Source organism: Sporosarcina sp. So3-204 (assembly GCF_058068165.1).
Genome location: NZ_CM176485.1, coordinates 2345752 through 2368530 on the forward strand (window position 1 = coordinate 2345752; position 22779 = coordinate 2368530).

Below are 22779 nucleotides of genomic sequence, written 5' to 3' on the forward strand. Positions count from 1 at the left end.
TATAGCACATTATACAAAGTAATATCACTTATAAAAAAGAGATTTTGTATTTTATGTTCAGAATCGAACTAAAAACACAATTTCCAATCGTCTAATATCATATCCAACTGAGCTTCTGTCTCCTCAATTGATCCATTGTTATAAATAACGGCATCAGCACCTGCCTCTTTCAACTTCACTGGTAGTTGGGATTCAATGCGGTTCGATACTTCGAGTTCCGATAAGTTATTTCTAGTAATTAGTCTTTCTCTTTGAATTTCCGTTGTCACAGAAACGACAATGATTTTATCCACAAAATGTTGCAACTTACTTTCAAACAAGAGTGGAATATCCATAATGACTACTTTTTCTCCAACAGAATGCCATTGTTCTGTTTGTCTAAGCATTTCAGATCGAATCGCGGGATGTATAATCCCATTCAATTTATCTCTTTCACTTTGCTTACTAAAAATTAACGAGCCAAGTCGCTCCCGATTTAATGATCCATCTACTTGCAATACCTCCTTGCCAAATACGCGACTGATTTCTTCAATGATAGCCGTACCCGGTTCAACGACAAGACGTGCAATTTCATCCGCATCAACAATTGGAAAGCCTTTTTGTTTAAGCATTTTAGAAACAGTACTCTTTCCGCTTGCAATGCTTCCCGTTAGACCAATATTCATATCATTTATACCTCCTTACACCAAACTAAATTATCTTTGACAACGTGGGCAGTAAACTGAAGTTCTCCCAGCTATCTTCACGCTTTTTGTAACGGAATTACAGCTCGGACAGCTTTTTCTACCATACATTTTAAGTCTGTCTTGCATTGTACCTGCTTCTCCGTTAATATTCCTATAATCCGAAATTGAACTTCCTCCAGCATCAATGCTCTCTTGTAAAATGTCCACAATAACTGAAAACAACTCTTTTTTTCGTTTCCCACTAATGCGTTCAGCTTTTCTAATCGGATGGATTTTCATTTTATATAGCGCTTCTGTCGCATAAATATTTCCGCATCCAGATATTACTTGACCATCCATAATAATTTCTTTGATTGGCTTCTTAGCATATTTGGGTAGCGTAAGTAATTCCATATAATGCATGCATGCGACGTCTTCGAAAGGTTCTGGCGCCATTTTTAATAAAGGTGGATAATCTGCTTCTACGTTCAATAAACGAAGTTCCCCGAAGCGCCGAATATCCGAATAAACAAGCATTCCACCATCCCTCATTTTAAATATTACATGAATATGCTTTTTAAATTTCAACTCAGTAATCTCGTTGAGTGAGTTAACGACGAACCACGCCCCTGTCATACCTAAATGGCTGACGAGGAGATAGTCTTTCTCTTCTTTTTTTAGATTTATATAAATATATTTACTACGTCTCGTGACATTCGTAATAGTCATCTCTTTTATTTGTTCTATAAAGGAATCAGTTGTGACACCCTTGATGATTGCTTCTTTACCATTTTCCTTTGACTCAATTACAATTTCAGAAATCGTCGCTGAGTCTATTGTTCGTCCAATAATTTCAGGTGCTAGCGCACGAACAACGCCTTCTACTTCTGGTAATTCTGGCATTTCTCTCCCTCACTTCATATCATACCAAGACTTACCAAACGCCCAATCTACTTTTAAAGGTACGTCTAATTGTATCGCAGCTTCCATCACTTCTGGCACGATTTCCTTTAGCTTTTCAAGTTCATCTTCTGGCGCTTCGAATATAAGTTCATCATGTACTTGAAGGAGCATACGCGACTGCATTCCTTCGTCTTCAAGTCTCTTCGCCATATCTATCATCGCTTGTTTAATGATGTCTGCTGCACTTCCTTGAATAGGCGTATTCATCGCTGTTCTTTCAGCGAAACCACGTAGATTGAAGTTTGAACTTGTAATATCCGGCAAATAGCGTCTACGGTTCATTAACGTCGTCACGTAGCCATTCTTTTTTGCCTCCGCAATACTTTCATCCATATAAGTTTTTACACCTGGGAAGTTTTGAAGATATGTCTTAATAAATTCCGCTGCTTCTTTTCGTGAAATATTTAAGCTTTGCGAAAGCCCATAATCACTTATTCCATAAACAATTCCAAAGTTAACTGCTTTAGCAGCATTTCGCATTTCAGATGTAACTTCACTCGGTTCAACACCAAATACATTTGCTGCCGTACTTTGGTGAATATCTGCTCCATGAAGAAATGCATCAATCATTTTTTCATCTCGTGACATATGCGCGAGGACACGTAGTTCAATTTGGGAGTAATCTGCAGCAAATAAAGACCAGCCGGATTCTGACGGTACAAAAGCTGCCCGAATTTTACGTCCTTCTTCAAGCCTTACAGGTATATTTTGCAAGTTAGGATTAATCGAACTAAGTCGGCCAGTTTGCGTAAGCGCTTGTTGAAAACGAGTATGAATCTTCCCATCTTCATGAATTTCCTTTAAAAGTCCTACTATATAAGTCGAGTTCAATTTTGCTAATTGACGATACAACAAAATATGACCAATAATCTCATGTTCACTTTCAAGTTTCTCAAGTACATCTGCCGCAGTAGAATACCCTGTTTTTGTTTTCTTAATAGGTGTCAGACCTATCTTTTCAAAAAGAATTACGCCCAATTGCTTCGGTGAGTTAACATTAAACTTTTCACCCGCAATTTCATAAATTAAGGTTTCTAACTCATTAATTCTAACAGAAAGTTGTTTCCCTATTTCAGCTAATACCTCTTTATCTGTCTTCACGCCTGTTGACTCCATTTTTCCGAGTATCTCAGAAAGCGGAAGTTCTAGTTCGTGATATAAATCAAACTGATCATATTCTTTCAATTTTTCTTCAACAATAGCACGGAGCTTCCATACAGCAAGCGCTTTTCGACTTGCATGTTCCGCTACAATCTCTATTTCGGGAACTGCTTTTTTAGCCCCTTTTCCATAAATCACTTCATCCGGTTGCACATCAGTATAATTAAACTGCTTTACAACTGAAGCCACATCTGTGTATGAAGTGGACGGATTTACAATATAAGCCCCTAATAACAAATCAAAATCAATGCCCTTTATATCAAAATTGCCACGCGCCATAGAAGCTAAAGCCGCTTTAGAATCTGAACAGTATTTCTTTTTACTTTCATCTACAAGCCAATTTTTTAAAATTGTGGACTCTTCAACAACTGTAAACGGAACAAATAGCGTATTCTTTTCATCTGCAAGAGCAATACCCAGAATTGGTGCAGTTAAATAATTCTCGTCCATCATTTCAATATGCATAGCCATATTATCTGTCAGCTGACTTTCGCTCAATTGCTCAACGATAGTCACATTAATTTCCTCTTGCGGCACAGCGCTCGCACCAGGTGATAGTTTTTCAAGAAGGGTATTGAACTTCAAATCTTTATAAATGCTAACCAACTTGTCCTGATCAGGTCCCGAATATACTAAATCTTCCGTCCCTATTGTAATTGGTGTATTGATATCTATTGTAGCGAGATCTTTACTCATAAACGCCTGTTCTTTATTTAACGTCAAATTTTCATTCAATTTTTTTGCAGTAATTTTATCAAGTGATTCATAAACACGTTCAACTGAGCCATATTCAATCAATAACTTCAGTGCAGTTTTTTCTCCCACACCTGGAACACCCGGAATATTATCCGAAGCGTCGCCCATTAGCCCTTTCATATCAATAATTTGAAGAGGTTTAATGCCGTACTTTTCCATTACATGTTCTGGTGTATATTTTTCAGTATCCGTAATCCCTTTACGTGTAATTAATACCGTCGTATTACTAGATGCTAATTGAGTTAAATCCTTATCTCCTGAAATAACAACTATTTCAGAATCTTCTTCGTCACCTATGCGACTTAGCGTTCCAATAATATCATCTGCCTCATAGTCATTCAGTTCGTATTGGCTAATATTAAAAGCTTCAAGCATTTTACGAATGTAAGGAAACTGTTCAGATAACTCAGAAGGCGTTTTTTGTCTTCCGCCTTTATATTCACTAAACATTTTATTCCTAAAGGTAGTTTTACCAGCATCCCATGCAACTAGCATATGGGTTGGTTTTTCCTCCTCCAAAATATTTTTCAACATCATCGTAAATCCGTAAACAGCATTCGTATGAATACCAGTGTCATTCGTCAATAAAGGTAAAGCAAAAAACGCTCTATAAGCAAGGCTATTTCCATCAAGTAGTACAATCTTTTTCTTCTTCAAATAAATTCCACTCCTATTCGATCATCCATTAATTTATTTAAGAGACCGTCCTCTTCATTTATTGTAAATGATGAGGACGGTCTTTTGTTATTTTAAGTATCCAGTTAATATTTTAGCATATGGAGAGTCAGCAGGAATGATGATCATTGTGTCATCCCCGATTGTTTTCGAATACGATTGTAGTGTTCTGTACAACTCGTAAAACTCAGGATCCTTAGAAAATGTATTGTTATAAATCTTAGCTGCTTCTGATTCGCCATCCGCATGAATAATTGCAGCTTCTTTATGAGCAGTCGCAAGCATTTCTTTCACTTCTCGATCCGTCTCAGCTTCAATGCGGCTCTTATCCGCGTCCCCCTCGGATAAATACTTCTGTGCAGTTGATTGACGTTCTGAAATCATTCTTGTATATATGGATTGCTCGTTTTCTTCAGGTAAATCGATGCGTTTCATACGAACATCGACTACTTCAATGCCGTAATTCCCATCGTCCAAGAAACCGTTAACTAGCTCAGTTACACGATCATTTAAGCTTCCCCGTGATGAATTTTCATCATTTACAACATCAACATAATTTAATTGACCTAACTCTGACCGAATGACGGAGTAAATAAATTCTTCCATACGTGCTTCTGCATTAACAATATTTCGGGCATTAGAAATCATTTTAGTCGGTTCTGTAATTTTCCAAACAGCGTAGTTATCGATAATGATACGTTTTTTATCTTTAGTATTAATTTCCTCTTCAGAAACATTAAAGGTCATCTGACTTTTAGGCAACATTTCAACACTTTGAATAAAAGGAATTTTTATATTAATACCAGGCTCTTGGACAATTCTTTTAATTTCACCAAACTGACGAACTACTCGGTATTCGTTCTCTTTAACAATGAATATATTAGCTAGTAATATAACCGCAACAGCAAAAATCAAAGTTAGCGTGATTGTAAGTTTTACATACTTTCTAATTTCAACCGGTTTTTTTAATTCAATTGGTTCATTAGGTCCCTTTGAAACTATTCTTTTTTTGCGTTGTTTTTCAAGAAACTTTTCCTCTATACTTTTAAATAAATTATTATCATTCGGCATTATTCTTTTCCTCCTTCATCACTTTTTTCAGTTAGTGGCGGCGGAGTGTTTTCCAATTGTTGCAAAGGAAGATATTTTACCGTTTCTCCATTGTCATTCATAAAGTATAACTTCGCCTTTGGGAGCACTTGCTCTAGTGTTTCAAGGACAAGTCGTTGACGCGTAATCTCTTTATTGTCTTTATATTCAATATAAAGTTTATTAAATAATGATACGTCTCCATGAGCTTGTTCAATACGTGCTGTTTTTTGTCCTAATGCTCTTGATTTAATGGCGTCACGTTCACCAATGGCTTCACTTGTTTTCTGATTTTCATATTTTTCAGCTTCGTTAATCTTCGTATTTTTTGTTTCTCGAGCATCTGTTACCGCAGTAAATGCTGAACGAACCTCGGCATTAGGTAATTCAACATCTTGTAATTTAACACCTTGAATAACGATACCAATATCGTATTTTTCTACAAGAGTTGCAAGTAAATCTCTCGTTTTCGCTTCAATATCTGCTTTTCCATCTGTTAAAGCAGAATCTATCGTTGAACTACCAATAATAGAACGAATTGATGCTGAAGTTGCATCATGGAGTATTTCTTTTGGGTTTTCAGAATTAAATAAGTACTTTTCAGGCTCAGTAATTTTCCATTGAACAACAAGATCAGTCAACACGATATATTCATCACCAGTAATCATTTTGGTTTCTTTATCGTAAGAAACAAGATCACCACCCTCATCTTGCTTATAACCAAATTTCAAACTATATGTTTCTTTAGATAAAAGCTTCACTTCTTGAATTGGCCATGGCATTTTGAAATGAAGACCTGATTCAGTCACCGTTGAATTCGCCTGACCAAACGTAATGACCACTGCTTGTTCTGATTCATCAACTGTATACCAAGTTGTAAATCCTACTATAATTAAAATAAGTCCTAAAATGACCAGCCCAACCAAAGTTCTTATTCGTCTAACACTCATTAAATAATCCCCCTTTAACTATGTATCTATATGCTATACGGTTAGTTTAATAAAAGGTTTCATTTTTGGTTGTTTTGTTGAAGCGGTAGTTTAATTCGAAATGCAGTACCTACCCCAAGCTCACTTTCGACATTCACAGAACCACCATGGGCTTCAACAAGGTGTTTAACGATTGCCAGGCCAAGTCCTGTACCTCCCGAATCGCGACTCCTAGCGCGATCAACACGGTAAAAACGTTCGAATAGACGAGTAAGTTCAGATGCTTCGATACCAATTCCATTATCTTCGACAACAATTAAAACATCTTCATCTATTATTTCAGCATAGACTTTAATTGTTTTATCGTTTTTCGAATAAGCAATCGCATTTGAAAGGAGGTTGACCATTACTTGCACTAACCTTCCTTCATCTCCTTCAAAGATAATATCATCTTGCAATTCAAATAGCATATTCATATCTTTCTTTTTAGTGTTTCTTGAAACGACTTGAAGCGCATCATTTACGACGTTGCGAAGACTTACAGGTCCGTACTCTAATGAAAACCCTACTCTTTCAATACCGGACAACTCCAGTAAATCATCAATTAATACTTTTAACCGGTCACTTTCCTTTTGAATAATTTCAAGAAATTGTACCATCACTTCTTTATCATCCATAGCACCATCTAGCAACGTTTCAGTGAACCCTTTAATCGACGTTACAGGTGTGCGTAACTCATGTGAGACATTTGCAACAAAATCTTTTCTAACTTCCTCTAGTCTAACAAGCTCAGTAATATCATGGATAACAACGACTATACCGAGCCAATTTCCATGGTCACCAATTACAGGTGCCCCGTAAACACTAGCGGAAGATAGAATTGACCCTTTATCAAGCCGAACCTGTTTTTCTCGAACTTGCTCCGTCATAAATACATCTTCAATTAATTCCTTAATTTCTATTGGTAAATTAATTGAATTAATCGTTTTGCCAATTATATTATTATTGAACCCAAATTTTTCTTTAAAAACACCATTCACTAGATTAACAGAACCTTCACGTCCAAACATTATCAAACCGCTACCCATACTTTCAACTAAAGTATTTAAGCGCTCTTTTTCCATTACTCTTAAAGTTGATATTTCTTGCATATTTCGAGCAATAGAATTAATAGCAACGGAAAGTTCGTTATCGTATTCTGGCTCAGTAAGTGGGGATCTTGCAGAATAATCACCTTGCGCAATGACCGTAGCAATTTTTGTTACATCATCAACTGGCTTTGCATATTGAAGCATCAAACGTCCAGCCATAAAAAGTGATAGTATAAATGCAATTAATAAAATAACGATAAGAAAAATCCAATACTGCCTTTCAACGACTAAATCCACTTCTTTATAAAACAATGAAAAAAACTGTCCAAGGACGATACCAAGGGCAGTTAATAACACTGAGAGAAGTACTGCGCATGCAATGAAAAGACGACTATATAATCCTTTCACCAGGCTTTCATCTCCTCAAATTTATAACCAATTCCTCTTACAGTTTTAATAAAGATTGGCTTTTTCGTATTTTCCTCAATTTTTTCACGCACATGACTCACATGAACATCAACAATTCGGGTATCTCCTGCAAAGTCATAATTCCATACAGCGCTTAGCAGCTGATCGCGAGATAAAACACGATTTTTATTTTGAATAAAATAAACTAGTAATTCAAATTCCTTAGGTGTAAATTCAAGTTCAGTTTCCCCTTGATAAGCCTCAAAACGTTCTGGATAAACTGTTAAAGTTCCAGAACTTAATACTTTGTCATCAATTTGCGTGGTGCTCTTTTCACTGCGCCTCAACACAGCTTTGACGCGAGCAACGACTTCTCTCGGACTAAACGGCTTTGTCATATAATCATCTGCACCAATTTCTAACCCTAATACTTTATCAAATTCATCGCCTTTAGCAGTTAACATGATAATCGGAATACTCATTTCCCGATGTCTAAGAATTTTACAAACTTCAATACCATCTATTTTGGGAAGCATAAGATCTAATAAAATTAAGTCGGGCACTTCGCTTTCTGCCATACTAATAGCTTCTTGACCATCAACCGCATTAATCGTGTCGTAACCAGCTTGTTTAAGGTTATAATCCAGCAAGGTTCGGATTGGTTGTTCATCGTCAACAATAAGTACTTTCTGCTTCTTAAAATTCAACCTTATCACTGCTCCCTGTTCAATTTAATAATCAGTATAGAGTATTATGTATACCTAATTTAAAGAGGATTTACTGTTACTGTTCCATTTACTACTATTTCTTCATCTCCATCATATGCAACAACTTGAATAATAATCGTTTTCGCTTCTATATTAATTTCGATAACTTCCATAACAAATTCTAATGTTGTATTGTGATAGACTACTTTCGGAAACGTAAGTTTTTGTTCGACAATATGCGAGCCTGGACCGGGTAAATGCTTTGAGACTGCAGATGAAATAATACCAGTTAACAAGATCGTCGGTACAATTGGATGTTTATAACTCGTTTTGGATGCGAAATCATGTTGTATATAAAGTGGATTTCCATCATTAGTTAACCCTAGATATAAGAGTAAATCTTTGTCAGCTATTTTTTCCGTTAGCTTTAACTTTTCACCCAAAACAACCTCATCAATTTTCTTCCCGAGCCGCCTTTTCTTGCCAAGAATCAACTTGTCTCCTCCTTTATTTATAATAATCTAAGTCTACCAATAACTTAGAAAAAAATCGAGTAGCAACTGCTACTCGATTTTTCCATTACTATTAAAGTAAAATTTACACTAGTATTTCCATTACCGCTTTAACAGAATCAGCAGACTTAGATAATGCAGCCTTCTCGTCTTCAGTTAGTTCAAGTTCAAATATTTTTTCAATTCCATTGGCACCAAGAACCGCTGGAACGCCGATGTAAATACCATCAAATCCATATTCACCTTCTAAATATGCGATCGACGGAAGCACTCTTTTTTGATCTTTCAAAATGGCTTCTGCCATTTCAACAAGTGATGCAGCTGGTGCATAATATGCTGAACCGTTTCCTAAAAGATTAACGATTTCAGCTCCACCTTTTCTCGTGCGGTCAATAATTTCTTCAAGACGCTCTGGAGAAATCAATGTTTCAAGTGGAATTCCACCTGCATAAGAATAACGCACTAAAGGAACCATATCATCACCGTGACCACCAAGCACGAAGCCTGTAACGTCTTTAATGGACAGATTTAACTCCTGTGCAACGAAAGTGCGGAAACGCGCAGTATCAAGTACACCGGATTGACCAATAACATGCTCTTTTGGTAACCCAGATTCTTTGTATACTGTGTATGTCATTGCATCCACAGGATTCGTAAGTACGATAATTTTTGTGTTCGGAGAATGCTTTACGATTTCTGCTGTTACAATTTTCATGACTTTTTGGTTTGTTTGGACAAGGTCATCACGGCTCATACCTGGCTTACGTGCAATACCAGCTGTAATAATAACGATATCAGAGTCTTTTGTATCCGCGTAATCTGAAGTTCCGATAATATTGACATCGAAACCTTGTACAGGACCAGCTTCTAACATATCAAGCGCTTTACCTTTTGTAGGGTTTTCCATTTGCGGGATATCAACTAAAACAACATCACATAATTCTTTTTGCGCTAAAAGGAATGCGGTTGTAGCACCTGTGAAACCTGAACCAATTACCGATACTTTTTTCCGATTATTTGTCATGTTGTAACTCTCCTTTTAAACATATGTAAGAGGAGGCGGTGGCCCCCTCAATTATTATTAAAGATTTTTAATTAGTTCGTCTGCAAACTCAGATGTTTTAACTTTAGTTGAACCATCCATTAGGCGTGCAAAGTCATATGTGACAACTTTTGAAGCGATTGTCTTCTCAAGAGAATCAACGATCATAGTAGCAGCATCCTGCCAACCAAGATGTTCTAACATCAATACACCTGATAAAAGAAGTGATGATGGGTTTACTACATCAAGTCCAGCGTATTTAGGTGCAGTACCGTGAGTTGCTTCGAAAATAGCATGTCCAGTTTCATAGTTAATATTAGCTCCTGGTGCAATACCAATTCCGCCAACCTGTGCAGCTAGTGCATCAGAGATGTAATCACCATTTAAGTTCATTGTTGCTACAACGTCGAACTCTTTTGGACGCGTTAAAATTTGTTGTAAGAAGATATCAGCAATTGAATCTTTCACAAGTATTTTTCCAGCAGCTTCGGCTTCAGCTTGTGCTTTATTTGCAGCTTCAGTTCCTTCAGCTTCTTTAATCTTGTCATATTGGTTCCAAGTGAATACTTTGTCGCCGTATTCTTGTTCAGCAACTTCATAACCCCAATTTTTAAATGCACCTTCAGTAAACTTCATGATGTTTCCTTTGTGAACTAACGTTAATGAAGTGCGGTTCTCTCTGATGATATAGTCAAGTGCACTACGTACTAGACGCTTTGTTCCTTCTTCAGAGATTGGCTTAATACCAATACCAGATGTTTCTGGGAAGCGTATATTTTTAACATTCAATTCATTTTGTAAGAAGTCGATTAATTTTTTAGCATCATCAGAACCGTTTTCATACTCAATTCCTGCGTAGATATCTTCTGTGTTCTCACGGAAAATAACCATGTCACAGTCTTCAGGACGCTTAACAGGAGAAGGTACACCTTCAAAATAGCGTACAGGACGTAAACAAGTATACAAGTCTAATTCTTGACGAAGTGCTACGTTCAATGAGCGGAATCCGCCGCCGATTGGAGTAGTAAGAGGTCCTTTAATGGCAATTAAATATTCATCAATTGTATCAAGTGTTGCTTGTGGAAGCCATTCGCCTGTTTCATTGAATGCTTTCTCTCCAGCAAGAACTTCTTTCCATACAAGTTTCTTCTTTCCATCAAATGCTTTATCTACTGCTGCTTCAAGTACACGTGATGCTGCATGCCAAATATCAGGACCTGTGCCATCACCGATAATATATGGAATTACAACTTGATCTGGAACACTTAAAACACCATTTGCTACTGTTACTTTTTCACCGTTCATCATTAAAAATTCCTCCTAATTTCAAAATCATAGGGCTAACACCAGAAGATGCCGCCCAGTTTTTTATATTATATCAGCGTTCGCTGATTGGTACATACTTTTGCATATCCGGTCCGATGTATGCTGCGCGTGGACGGATAAGTCTGTTATTTGAATATTGTTCAAGAATGTGAGCAATCCAGCCAGACACACGTGAAACTGCAAAAATTGGAGTAAACAGGTCATGATCGATATTAAGAGAATGATAAACTGATGCTGAATAGAAGTCTACGTTTGGTGGTAGATTTTTCTCTGCAGTAAATGTTTCCTCAATTTTCAAAGACATATCATACCATTTAGATTCTCCACGAAGCGCTGTAAGTTTCTGAGACATTTCACGAAGATGCTTCGCACGTGGGTCACCTTTACGGTAAACACGGTGTCCAAAACCCATAATCTTTTCTTTGTTTGCAAGCTTATCTTTAACAAATGCTTCAGCTTTATCAACTGAACCGATTTCCATAAGCATTTTCATCACTTGCTCGTTTGCACCACCGTGAAGTGGTCCTTTGAGCGCGCCAATAGCAGCAGTTACTCCTGAATATATATCAGAGAGAGTCGCAACACATACGCGTGCAGTAAATGTAGACGCATTTAGTTCGTGGTCCGCATGAAGAACAAGCGCCTTGTCAAAAGCTTCGATTTCAATTGCTTCAGGCTCTTCCCCAGATAACATATAAAGAAAGTTTGCAGCATAATTCAAATCAGCCCTAGGTTCCACTGGCTCTAAGCCTTTACGGATACGTGAGAAAGTAGTTACAAGTGTCGCAATTTTAGCTTGAAGGCTAATCGCTTTCTCATAATTTGCTTCGTCAGACATATCTTCTGATTTTTCATCGTACAATGCTAGAAGTGATACAGCAGTACGTAAAGCAGCCATTGGATGGACATTATTAATCGGATACGATTTAAAATGTTCAATAACTTCTTTAGGTATAGCCATATTAGCTGAAATTTGTTTTTTTAGTTCGGAAAGCTGATCTTGGTTTGGTAGTTTTTGATGCCATAATAGGTAAACAACCTCTTCAAAGCTCGCGTTGTTAGCTAAATCGTCAATATCATAGCCGACATATGTAAGTGTGTCGTCAATGATAGAACTGATAGCTGACTCTGTTGCTACAATACCTTCTAAACCACGTGTCGCTGCTGTCATATAAATCGCTCCTTCAATTTTAGTTTGGCATTCAATCTTTGATATTTTAAGATGAAAGCCTTTCATTTTTATTATATAACTAAACTAAAATACTTACACGTTCAATTATAGTAAACTTTAACTACTTTGTGTATGAAAACGCTTAAATATATTTTAAAAAGTTTAAAATGAGGTTATAAAATGACATTCTGTAAGGAAAAACAGAAGACATCTAGCGAAAGAGTTTTGAAGTGGCTACCTCCACTATTAATATTGCTTATCATTTTTATCGTACCACCGGCAGCTATCGCTGTTATATTAGCTTACTTTACTGCACCTTTATTGTCAGCCGTCAAATCCGTCACTAAAATTCCGAATACGCTTGCAACACTCATTGTAATGGCTTTAATAATTCTCATAACGAGCTCATTAATTTATATCGCCATGCACGGTATTATCGAAATCATTCCTGCTGTTCAACGTCACCTTGAACCATTTACGCAAAATAAAGATTTCACAAGTAAGATTATCGCCTTTTTAGAAGAGAAAATTGTTCAATATGGACATGCTTTATTGGAATACGCTATTACAATTATCCAAACTGTATTCCAACACGTATTTAGCTTTTTCATTTTCCTAATTGCATATTTTTTCGCATTAAGAGAATCTGGAAAAGAAAGATTTTGGTTTCTAGTATATTTTCCGGTTAAAATGCGTAAGACAACAAAAAAGATGCTAGTAGAAGCGAGTAAGCTTATCGGTACCTTTATTTCTTTGGAAGCACGTTTAATGTTTCTAACATTTATTATATTAGCTATCGGGTTTTCATTATTAGGCTTTGATTCACCTATAGGAATGGCTTTTCTTATAGCCCTTGTTGACAGTGTGCCTTTCCTCGGAATTGGTATTTTCATTATTCCGATGGCAGCTTTTTTTCTATATGTTAATAACCTAATAATCGGTATAGCATTAATTTCTCTTTATTTATTTACACTTATAACTCGTCAATTTGCAGAATCTTATATGTGGGCGTCTACATTTCAACTTAGGCCCATACACGCATTTTTCATAATGGCCAGTTCAGTTTATTTATTAGGTTTTGCCGGGATTTTATTAACACCGTTTCTACTCTTTGCAGCATTAAAAGTTAAGCAACATCGATTATTCACCTTGAAATAATGCGACCGTTTTTCATCTTCTTGTAAATCCATCTCTGAATAAATGGACGTATTAAATTTCTGGGCCAAGTAAATAACAATAAAAACCCTGCAATATCTGTCAAGAATCCAGGCATAATAAGCATGATTCCCCCCACCAAAATACAAACATTATCAATAAGTGCATCTCCAGGGGTATCCATTGTTGACATCCGTTTATTTAGGTCATTCCAAGCTTTAAGCCCCTGCTTTTTAGCTAAATAAGCACCGCCAACTCCAGTAATCAAAATGATTGTAATTGTCGGGATAAAACCAAGCAATTGCCCTGAATAAATGAGTATTGCTAATTCAGTTGTCGGGATTAATATAAACGCGAGTATTAACCATTTCATAATATTCACTAACTTCCTAAAAAGCTGCTTAACGATTTCTCGTAAGCAGCACATTTTTTTATTTTATTCTCCATCATTAAGCAAAAATGTCCCTTTAATTAATGAATATCTTTAAAGTACGCTGGCATGACCATTATAAATTACGCCAGTTTCAGCATCCATCGTAATATCTATTCCATTTTTAAATTCAGATGTTGCATTTTCTACGCCAACAATAACTGGAATCCCTAAGCTTAGCCCGACAATAGCCGCGTGGCTCGTTAGTCCGCCTTCTTCTGTAATAATCCCTGCACATCTTTCAATTACAGGCATCATTTCGATGTTTGATTCTTTAATTACTAAGATGCTTCCATCAGAGCCGTTACTTAGCACTTCTTTTGTGCTTTTAGCGACAACTGTCTGACCATGAGCAACAGATCTTCCAATCCCTTGACCCTTGGCAAGCAAATCACCAATTACATGAATTTTCATAAGGTTCGTAGTTCCTACTTTGCCTACAGGAACACCCGCAGTAATGATAACGACATCACCAAGACTTACATATTGATGCTTAATGCTTTCTTCAACAGATTCTTGAAGAATTTCATCAATGGATTGTACATTTTTTCCTACTATTGGATAAACTCCCCAAACGAGTGAAAGTTTCTTTGAGCTTTTCTCAGATGATGTTAGCGCAATAATCGGGCATCCTGGTCGATACTTCGCTATCATTCTTGCTGTTTGACCACTTCTTGTAGGAGCAAGAACTGCTTTTACTTTTAGGTTAATTGCTGTATAAGCGGCAGATTGCGCTATTGCTTCAGTCATATTACCATGTTTCTCACGTCTACGCGTCGAAACCAAGCTTCGATAATCCACTGCTTCTTCGGTATGAAGTGCAATTTTATCCATCATTTTTACAGATAAAACAGGATAAAGACCAGCAGCAGTTTCTCCTGATAACATAATTGCATCTGAACCATCTAAAATTGCGTTTGCAACATCGCTTGCTTCTGCACGAGTCGGCCTTGGATTTTGTTGCATTGAGTCAAGCATTTGAGTTGCTGTAATTACTGGTTTTCCTGCCTGGTTACACTTAGTAATTAATATCTTTTGGATAAGCGGAACTTCTTCAGAAGGTATTTCAACACCCAAATCTCCACGTGCTACCATCAAACCATCAGAAAGTGCGATGATGTCATCGATATTGTCCACACCTTCGCGGTTTTCAATTTTAGGAATAATTTGTATCGTAGAACCACCATTTTCTTCCAGTAGTTTACGAATATCCATTACATCTGATCCTCGTCTAACAAAAGATGCGGCAACAAAATCGACACTTTCAGCTATACCAAATAAAATATCATCTGTGTCTTTTTGTGTTAAGCCTGGTAGTTGAACCTGAACACCCGGTACATTAACACCTTTTTTATTTTTTAAAGTTCCTGAATTCATAATCATTGTATGAATTAATCCACGTTCTAGATCTACTCCAGTTACTTCTAATTCAATCAATCCATCGTCAAGAAGGATAACAGATCCAACTTCAACATCTTCAATCAACTTCTCATATGTAATTGAAAATACCTCTTCAGTTCCTTCAATTTCAGACATCGCAACATCAATTTTCTGTCCTCTTACAAGATCTATACGTCCATCCTTCATCAAATGCGTTCGAATTTCCGGACCTCTTGTATCAAGTAGAATACCTACCACTTTACCTTTTTTTCGAGCTGCTTCATTAATTCGATCAATACGAATTTTATGTTCTTCATGGCTACCATGTGAAAAGTTTAAACGTGCAACATTCATACCTGCATCGATAAGTTGTTCGAGTAATTCTACTGAATCACTTGCTGGACCAATTGTACAAACTATTTTTGTCTTTCTCATCATCATTAAAAATCTCCTCTTTTAGTTAGATAGGATTTTAGTTATATTGAAATTTCTTTAGATAAATCATACAATTTCTTGTCCAATTTACTAGTTTTCTTAAATACATCCTGCAAGTCATATTCTACCACTTGATGATTTTGCATACCAATAGCAGCACTTCCACGACCTGCTCTAATTACATCAACTGCTAAGGCACCGTATTGGCTAGCAATTACCCTATCTCTCGCTGATGGGGATCCCCCTCGTTGTATATGACCGAGTACAGAGACATGTGTTTCTATTCCTGCCTCCTGCTCTAACATCTTGGCAAGCTCATTACCGGTCATAGCACCTTCAGCGACAATGAGTATACTATGCTTTTTCCCACGCCCCGTACCACTTTTTAATCGTTTAATAACATCTTGCAAGTCCAGTTTTTCTTCCGGAATAATAATAGTTTCTGCACCGCCAGCTACACCTGCCCAAAGCGCAAGATCCCCAGCATCTCGTCCCATTACCTCAATTATAAATGTTCGTTCATGAGAACTCGCTGTGTCTCTAATTTTATCTATTGCTTCAATAACAGTATTCAGGGCTGTATCAAAACCAATTGTAAATTCCGTTCCATTAATATCATTATCAATTGTAGCTGGAACACAAGCGCAAGGTATTCCAAGTTGACTCAGTTCGAAACCACCCCTAAAAGACCCGTCTCCACCAATAATAACTAAACCTTCAACTTGATTTTTCCTTATTTGTTTTAATGCTTTTTGGCGCCCTTCTAAAGTTCTAAATTCCGCGCAACGGGCTGAACGCAATATCGTTCCACCCCTTTGAATAATATCACCCACGGAACCAAGATTTAGAAGCTTCATTTCGCCATCAATTAAACCTTGAAAACCGCTCATAACCCCTATTACTTCAAGTCCTTCATATATCGATTTTCTTACAACTGCACGAACTGCAGCATTCATTCCAGGCGCATCTCCACCACTTGTCAACACAGCGATTCTCTTCAAGTGAGCCTCTCCTTTATTATACATATCTATTTCTTTTTCAGATTAAATAAAGTACAAATTTTACGTCCTTTTACTCAGTAAACAAGCCTATATCTCTGAATTTTTCATAGCGATCTTCTACTATACTTTCTTGACTCATTTTCCCAAGTTGTTCCATTGATTTACGAATCACATCACTAATCAAAATTGATTGTGCTTTTAAATCTCGATGGGCGCCTCCAAGGACTTCAGGTATAATTTCTTCAATAATGCCCATTCTTTTTAAATCCGGCGCAGTAATTTTCATTGCTTCTGCTGCTTGTTTGGATAAACTTGGATCTTTCCATAAAATCGAGGCAGCTCCTTCAGGTGATATTACCGAGTATGTCGAATGCTCAAGCATGTGAATATGGTTTGCAACGCCTAATGCAAGTGCGCCGCCACTACCCCCTTCACCAATAACGATAGAGATTACAGGAACCGTTAATCCTGCCATTTCAACTAGGTTTCGAGCAATAGCTTCACTCTGTCCACGTTCTTCAGCCGCTTTACCAGGATAGGCACCCTTGGTATCAATTAAACAAATAATAGGTCTTCCGAACTTCTCTGCTTGCTTCATCAGCCTAAGCGCTTTTCTATAGCCCTCAGGATGTGGCATACCGAAATTCCGCTTCACATTTTCCTTCGTATCTCTCCCGCGTTGATGCCCAATTACAGTGATAGGTGTAGACTCGTAGAAAGCAATTCCACCCACAATCGCTGCATCATCTCCGTAGTTACGATCACCATGAAGTTGAATAAAATCAACAAACAGTTCATTTATATAATCAAGTGAAGTTGGTCTACCTGGATGTCTAGCTACGGACACTCTATCCCACGCACCCATATTCCCATAAATATCTTTTTCAAGATTTCTCAATCTTACTTTCAAAGTTCCAATTTCTTCTGACAAATCTACAGAAGAGCTATTTGTAAAATCTTCAAGTTCATTAATTTTTTCACGAAGCCTAACAATCGGCTCTTCAAACGCTAATGTTTTCCCCAATTTAGTTAGCCTCCCTGGTATGAAGTCTTAAAATATTTGCAAGTGTTGATTTCATTTCTGAACGATGGACAATCGCATCTAGTTGTCCATGTTCAAGAAGAAACTCAGCTGTTTGAAAATCATCAGGTAATTTTTCTCTAACCGTTTGTTCTATTACACGTCTTCCAGCGAAACCAATTAGCGCCTTAGGTTCAGCTATATTAATATCCCCTACAGATGCAAAACTCGCCGAAACACCGCCTGTCGTCGGGTAGGTCATAATTGAAATATATAATAACCCTGCTTTCGCATGGCGACTTAACGCAACACTTGTTTTCGCCATCTGCATTAGAGATAAAACCCCTTCTTGCATTCTTGCTCCTCCACTCGCGGTGAATATGAGCATTGGAATCTTCTTCTCCGTAGCTTTTTCAATTGCACGTGTTATTTTTTCACCAACAACTGAACCCATAGAGCCCATCCTGAAATGTGAATCCATAATAGCTATGGCAACTTCGTTTCCTTCAATTAAGCCGGTACCAGTCAAGACAGCTTCATTTAATCCTGTTTTTAAAGCATCAGACTGAACTTTTTCAGTATAACCCGGAAAACCAAGAGGATTTTCTGTTTGTAAATGATTATCTATTGAAATAAAAGTTCCTTCGTCGAAAAGACTTAAGACTCTTTCATTCGCAGTCATTGTAAAATGGTGATTACATGATGGACAAACCTTCAATACAATCGTTAATTCTTTAGTTAAAATAGCTTTTTTACACTCAGGACACTTAGTCATAATCCCTTCGGGAACACCGTTCTTCGTATCATTAGTTGGAATTTTAGCATCTTGGTTCTTATTATTTCTTTTAAATATATCGCGAATCATTTTTCACTTCCCCCTCTTTCTCTTTCAACAACATCAATCCATTCAGCATAAGCATTTAGGGCAATTGCTTCATCCCCATTAATTACACCATGAAGTAGGTCTTCAACATAACTAATTTCAGTTATCATCGTCATTTCATTAAAAGGCACTCTACTATACTGCTTTAACAAAAACCAAATTTTTAAAGAAAGCCTATTTCCCGCCACTATAATCATTTCTCTTATAATATCTTCTCTTAACACGCTGCCATTTTCTTCAATTTTTACAATCAAGCTTTGCCATACAGGAAGTGTACGTAAAGCATCATTTTGACATACAGTCTGTATTGCAGAAATTTCATGGACTCTGCGTGTGTCACGTACATCCTTCAATGAATTTGGTTGTTGCATAATAAATTCTGCCAATACTTCAACTAACTGGTGCTTGCCGAAATCTGCAAGAAATGTTCCTTCTCCACGTCTAGTCTCAATAAGTCCAAGTAATTCCAAACTTCTGAGTGCCTCACGTACAGAAGACCTTCCAACTTTTAAGCGCTCAGCTAACTCTCTTTCGGACGGCAGTTTTTCGCCCGTTTTTATGCCCTCCTCTTTAATAAGCGTTCTCAATTCTTTTACAATATCAAGATACATTTTAGTTGGCTCTTTTTGGTTTTTCATAGTTGAACCCCTTCAGAATTTACGGTTACAGTAAGTGGTCAGACCACTATTATTTATAAGCATACAGAATATAAACCAAAACGTAAAGTCAAAGAGATAGTTGCGAAAAATTGAAACTTATGACCTAGAAAAGTCAAATACTATAAATTATACAATTGATTCCAGCTGCTTAACATGCTTTTCAATTTAATTTTCGAAGCATAGCTGTTCTTAACACTAAAAAGAGGCTTGCGATTTCCTAGGCAAGCCCCCTAAACACTTTCCGTATTTTTAACGAGGATTTGCAACTTTCCTCCGCGTCTTTCTATCGTACCTTCAACTTTAATCATATGTTTGTCAGTTAGAATTGAATTCGACAATGAATACTGCTTCGGGAAAAACGTACATGATACTGAACCAGTTTCATCTTGTACCGAAATGAACGCCATTGCCTCACCTTTTTTCGTACGGATTCGTTTTATTTCTGTAATCAATCCGACAATACGCACAAGCGATCGTTCACTTATTTTTTCTACAGCTGAAATGTCATTAAATGAATTACCATCTTGCTTCTTCACTTCAACAGCTGGATGATCGGATAAATAAAATCCTAACACCTCTTTTTCATATTCTAACATCATTAACCGCGGCATATTACCACCTGGAGAATATTTCGGACTTGCAATTGAAGACATAATAGGAGCTAATAAATCTCCTGCATCACTTGGGTCAATAAATAATACATGCGCACTGGCAGCATCAATCGAAGCAAGAAGAACGGAGCGAGTTTCTCCAAATTCATCTAGAGCACCTGCTTTAATTAGTGGAACGATTACTTTTTCAGTAAAGTTAGTTCCACCGATAGAAATAGCAAAATCAAATAGCGTTTTCCACTTACTTCCATTGCGTCTAGTTTCGTTCAAAGTATTATAAAATCCTCTTGTTACCCCACGGACTGAACTTAAGCCCATTCTAATGGATGTTCCTTCGACACTATAAGACAATTTACTACTATTAATAGAAGGTGGAAGTAATTTAATACCACGGATTTTTACTTCGCGTATTAAATCTGCTGTTTTATCGTTATTTCCAGTTGTTGTGGATAACAATGCTGCATAAAAATAAGCGGGGTGGTTAGCTTTTAAATAAGCAAGTCTATAAGAGATAAGTGAGTAAGCAACAGCATGACTTTTCGGAAATCCGTAATCCGCAAAATTTACGATTAAGTCATAAATCTCAGTCGCCACACTCTCATCCATACCATTTTCTAAAGCACGACTGGTAAATCGAATTCGCTCATCGATTAAAACATCATGATTTTTTTTACTAATTGCACGCCTTAGAAGGTCGGCCTCTCCAAGTGTGTAATTTGCAAACTTTACTGCAATCTGCATAATCTGCTCTTGATAAACGATGACCCCGTAAGTTTCTTCTAAAATCGATTCAAGTGATGAATGAACATATGAAATTTTTTCTTCACCATGTTTTCTTCTTGCATATAACGGAATGTTATCCATGGGACCTGGCCTATATAATGCGTTAATTGCAAATAAATCTTCAAAACGATTCGGCTTAATTAACCTTAACGTATCACGCATACCATCTGACTCAAATTGAAAAATGCCCGAAGTATCTCCTTCTTTGAATAAGTTAAATGTTGCAATGTCGTCCATTGGTATTTTTTCAAAATCCAACGAATTTCTTGTCCCATAAAATATTAACGTTCTAATTCGATCAAGAAGCGTCAAATTTCGCAGTCCAAGGAAATCCATTTTCAACAACCCTTGTTCTTCAACGTCTTTCATAGGCCACTGCGTTAAGTAAATACCTTCTCCACCCTCTTGAAGTGGAACCGTATCTACAAGGGACGTAGGAGATAATATGACGCCTGCAGCATGAGTCGATGCATTCCTCGGTAATCCTTCAAGAGTAATCGCGGCATCAAACCACTTAGAGCGAATAGGATCCATAGCAATCCAATCTTGCAGCTTTGTCGATTCTTTATAAGCCTCCTGAAGTTTAATCCCGACTCTACTCGGAATTTCATTTGCAAGGAACGTCATTTCCTCAGCTGAAAAACCAAAAACACGCGCAACATTTCGAACTACCGCCTTAGCAGAAAGCGTACCAAATGTAATTATTTGGGCTACATGGTTTTTACCATACTTTTCAGCGACATATTTTATAACTTCAATCCGACGATTATCAGCAAAATCTATATCAATATCCGGCATTGTAATACGCTCTGGATTAAGAAATCTTTCAAAAACAAGTCCATAGTGAATCGGATCTACATCCGTAATCGCTAACGAAAATGCGACGAGTGAACCAGCCGATGATCCACGTCCTGGTCCTGTTAATATTTTTTGCTCACTGGCAAAACGCATAAAGTCTTCGACAATTAGAAAATAATCAGCATAACCCATTTCGTCAATGACCTTCAGCTCAAAATTTAAACGCGAGCGATAGATTTCATCTATTTTACCAAGCCTTCTTAAAAGACCTTTTTCACATTGTTTTTTCAAATATGAACTAGCTTGCTCTCCGCTTGAAATTGGAAATATCGGCATTAGCGTTTCACCTTGAGGAAGCTCTGCATTACATGAATGAAGAAGAGTAGATATAGATTCAAGCCACTCCAACCTATCGGAAAACCAAAGTTTTAATTCATCTTCCTCAGGCATATAGGCATATTCATAATCTGTGTCTGCAGTATAAGTCTCACTTAATTTCTCTCCAAGTCGTATCGCGCTTGCTACTTTATAAGGAAATGCATCTTCCGGATTAATAAATCTTGATTCATAAACCGCAACGATTGGCACACCTGATGTTTTCGAAATATGTTCAATCTCACTTTCCTCGGCATGGGAAATACCACCTGGTCTTGCTACCCCAATCGAGATGGATGCATGATTGCAATGTAAGGCTAACTGATTAATTGTTTCAATTCCTCGCGCACCTGCCCACGTACCATCTGTCATAGGACAAATAATAATACATCCAGCACTATAGGCATCTAGCCAATTTAACGGCAATTGTTCGGGTTTTCTAATAGAAACCGCACTACTTATTTTAAGTAGGTTATGATAGCCCTCATTGTTTTTTGCGTAGATATAGACAAGCAGCCCTTGCCCATCAATTTCTAAATTAACCGTTAAACCAATTACCGGGTGTATATTGTATTTTTTTAACACTTTATAAAATGACCGAACACCATACATTTTCGAATTAACAATTGCCGCAACTTTAGCCCCTCTTCGTTGAAGAAGTGGGGCTACGTAGTTTAATTTACTTATTCCACGCAAGAGGTCTGCGCCCGTTATAAGTTGCGGATAGACTAGTTTCATAAATAATCCCTCCGC

Annotated in this window: 19 protein-coding genes; 1 reads left to right on the forward strand and 18 read right to left on the reverse strand. The window is 37.1% G+C overall.

Annotated features, from left to right (window positions below; translation table 11 throughout):
• Positions 1-68: 68 nt before the first annotated feature.
• The 11 genes from coaE to citZ form a co-directional block, all read right to left on the reverse strand.
• Positions 69-665: a dephospho-CoA kinase gene (gene coaE, locus AC3RV6_RS11410; protein WP_489746162.1), complete on the reverse strand. Its 597-nt coding sequence runs from the start codon at positions 663-665 to the stop codon at positions 69-71.
• A 30-nt stretch (positions 666-695) separates the two neighbouring features.
• The gene (gene mutM / locus AC3RV6_RS11415) at positions 696-1568 is read right to left on the reverse strand and encodes a bifunctional DNA-formamidopyrimidine glycosylase/DNA-(apurinic or apyrimidinic site) lyase (RefSeq protein WP_489746163.1); all 873 of its coding nucleotides are present in this window, start codon (positions 1566-1568) and stop codon (positions 696-698) included.
• A gap of 9 nt (positions 1569-1577) precedes the next feature.
• Entirely contained in the window at positions 1578-4202 is a 2625-nt protein-coding gene (polA, locus tag AC3RV6_RS11420) for a DNA polymerase I (RefSeq protein ID WP_489746164.1), read from the reverse strand.
• A gap of 87 nt (positions 4203-4289) precedes the next feature.
• On the reverse strand, positions 4290-5291 hold the full coding sequence (hflC, locus tag AC3RV6_RS11425) for a protease modulator HflC (RefSeq protein WP_489746165.1): 1002 nt from the start codon (positions 5289-5291) through the stop codon (positions 4290-4292).
• Positions 5291-6259, reverse strand: a complete 969-nt coding sequence (gene hflK, locus AC3RV6_RS11430) for an FtsH protease activity modulator HflK (protein ID WP_489746166.1) — start codon at positions 6257-6259, stop codon at positions 5291-5293. The genes hflC and hflK overlap by 1 nt, the downstream gene beginning before the upstream one ends.
• 59 nt (positions 6260-6318) lie before the next feature.
• Positions 6319-7737, reverse strand: coding sequence for a two-component system histidine kinase PnpS (gene pnpS / locus AC3RV6_RS11435; RefSeq protein ID WP_489746167.1), 1419 nt, complete (start codon positions 7735-7737; stop codon positions 6319-6321).
• Complete coding sequence (locus AC3RV6_RS11440) at positions 7734-8444, reverse strand: response regulator transcription factor (RefSeq protein ID WP_489746168.1); 711 nt, start codon at positions 8442-8444, stop codon at positions 7734-7736. The genes pnpS and AC3RV6_RS11440 overlap by 4 nt, the downstream gene beginning before the upstream one ends.
• Before the next feature lie 59 nt (positions 8445-8503).
• Positions 8504-8938 (reverse strand): MaoC/PaaZ C-terminal domain-containing protein, encoded by a 435-nt coding sequence (locus AC3RV6_RS11445; protein ID WP_489746169.1) that lies wholly within the window; start codon positions 8936-8938, stop codon positions 8504-8506.
• Between the two features lie 103 nt (positions 8939-9041).
• Positions 9042-9980 carry a malate dehydrogenase gene (gene mdh, locus AC3RV6_RS11450; protein ID WP_489746170.1) on the reverse strand — a complete coding sequence of 313 codons (939 nt, stop codon included), beginning with the start codon at positions 9978-9980 and terminating at the stop codon, positions 9042-9044.
• Positions 9981-10037: 57 nt separating this feature from the next.
• Positions 10038-11306 (reverse strand): NADP-dependent isocitrate dehydrogenase, encoded by a 1269-nt coding sequence (icd, locus tag AC3RV6_RS11455; protein ID WP_489746171.1) that lies wholly within the window; start codon positions 11304-11306, stop codon positions 10038-10040.
• Between the two features lie 70 nt (positions 11307-11376).
• Positions 11377-12495 (reverse strand): citrate synthase, encoded by a 1119-nt coding sequence (citZ, locus tag AC3RV6_RS11460; protein WP_489746172.1) that lies wholly within the window; start codon positions 12493-12495, stop codon positions 11377-11379.
• A gap of 180 nt (positions 12496-12675) precedes the next feature.
• On the opposite strand from citZ, the gene AC3RV6_RS11465 reads away from it, so the two are divergent.
• Positions 12676-13653, forward strand: a complete 978-nt coding sequence (locus tag AC3RV6_RS11465; RefSeq protein WP_489746173.1) for an AI-2E family transporter — start codon at positions 12676-12678, stop codon at positions 13651-13653.
• Here AC3RV6_RS11465 and AC3RV6_RS11470 read toward each other — a convergent pair.
• The 7 genes from AC3RV6_RS11470 to AC3RV6_RS11500 all read right to left on the reverse strand — a co-directional run bounded on the left by AC3RV6_RS11470 (position 13640) and on the right by AC3RV6_RS11500 (position 22764).
• On the reverse strand, positions 13640-14023 hold the full coding sequence (locus tag AC3RV6_RS11470; RefSeq protein WP_489746174.1) for an FxsA family protein: 384 nt from the start codon (positions 14021-14023) through the stop codon (positions 13640-13642). The two genes, AC3RV6_RS11465 and AC3RV6_RS11470, sit on opposite strands and share 14 nt — an antisense overlap.
• 111 nt (positions 14024-14134) lie before the next feature.
• Positions 14135-15895, reverse strand: coding sequence for a pyruvate kinase (gene pyk, locus AC3RV6_RS11475; RefSeq protein WP_489749240.1), 1761 nt, complete (start codon positions 15893-15895; stop codon positions 14135-14137).
• A 41-nt stretch (positions 15896-15936) separates the two neighbouring features.
• The gene (pfkA, locus tag AC3RV6_RS11480; protein WP_489746175.1) at positions 15937-16896 is read right to left on the reverse strand and encodes a 6-phosphofructokinase; all 960 of its coding nucleotides are present in this window, start codon (positions 16894-16896) and stop codon (positions 15937-15939) included.
• A 70-nt stretch (positions 16897-16966) separates the two neighbouring features.
• Positions 16967-17920, reverse strand: a complete 954-nt coding sequence (locus tag AC3RV6_RS11485; RefSeq protein ID WP_489746176.1) for an acetyl-CoA carboxylase carboxyltransferase subunit alpha — start codon at positions 17918-17920, stop codon at positions 16967-16969.
• Between the two features lies 1 nt (position 17921).
• Positions 17922-18782: an acetyl-CoA carboxylase, carboxyltransferase subunit beta gene (gene accD / locus AC3RV6_RS11490; RefSeq protein ID WP_489746177.1), complete on the reverse strand. Its 861-nt coding sequence runs from the start codon at positions 18780-18782 to the stop codon at positions 17922-17924.
• Complete coding sequence (locus tag AC3RV6_RS11495) at positions 18779-19438, reverse strand: FadR/GntR family transcriptional regulator (protein WP_489746178.1); 660 nt, start codon at positions 19436-19438, stop codon at positions 18779-18781. The genes accD and AC3RV6_RS11495 overlap by 4 nt, the downstream gene beginning before the upstream one ends.
• Before the next feature lie 251 nt (positions 19439-19689).
• Positions 19690-22764, reverse strand: coding sequence for a DNA polymerase III subunit alpha (locus AC3RV6_RS11500; protein WP_489746179.1), 3075 nt, complete (start codon positions 22762-22764; stop codon positions 19690-19692).
• Positions 22765-22779 lie beyond the last annotated feature (15 nt).

Excerpts from the sequence above, each read along its gene's own strand:
- coaE (WP_489746162.1), bottom strand. The coding sequence starts at position 665 with ATGAATATTGGTCTAACGGGAAGCATTGCAAGCGGAAAGAGTACTGTT.
- mutM (WP_489746163.1), bottom strand. The coding sequence starts at position 1,568 with ATGCCAGAATTACCAGAAGTAGAAGGCGTTGTTCGTGCGCTAGCACCT.
- hflC (WP_489746165.1), bottom strand. The coding sequence starts at position 5,291 with ATGCCGAATGATAATAATTTATTTAAAAGTATAGAGGAAAAGTTTCTT.
- hflK (WP_489746166.1), bottom strand. The coding sequence starts at position 6,259 with ATGAGTGTTAGACGAATAAGAACTTTGGTTGGGCTGGTCATTTTAGGA.
- mdh (WP_489746170.1), bottom strand. The coding sequence starts at position 9,980 with ATGACAAATAATCGGAAAAAAGTATCGGTAATTGGTTCAGGTTTCACA.
- icd (WP_489746171.1), bottom strand. The coding sequence starts at position 11,306 with ATGATGAACGGTGAAAAAGTAACAGTAGCAAATGGTGTTTTAAGTGTT.
- citZ (WP_489746172.1), bottom strand. The coding sequence starts at position 12,495 with ATGACAGCAGCGACACGTGGTTTAGAAGGTATTGTAGCAACAGAGTCA.
- AC3RV6_RS11465 (WP_489746173.1), top strand. The coding sequence starts at position 12,676 with ATGACATTCTGTAAGGAAAAACAGAAGACATCTAGCGAAAGAGTTTTG.
- AC3RV6_RS11470 (WP_489746174.1), bottom strand. The coding sequence starts at position 14,023 with ATGAAATGGTTAATACTCGCGTTTATATTAATCCCGACAACTGAATTA.
- pyk (WP_489749240.1), bottom strand. The coding sequence starts at position 15,895 with ATGAGAAAGACAAAAATAGTTTGTACAATTGGTCCAGCAAGTGATTCA.
- accD (WP_489746177.1), bottom strand. The coding sequence starts at position 18,782 with ATGATTCGCGATATATTTAAAAGAAATAATAAGAACCAAGATGCTAAA.
- AC3RV6_RS11495 (WP_489746178.1), bottom strand. The coding sequence starts at position 19,438 with ATGAAAAACCAAAAAGAGCCAACTAAAATGTATCTTGATATTGTAAAA.
- AC3RV6_RS11500 (WP_489746179.1), bottom strand. The coding sequence starts at position 22,764 with ATGAAACTAGTCTATCCGCAACTTATAACGGGCGCAGACCTCTTGCGT.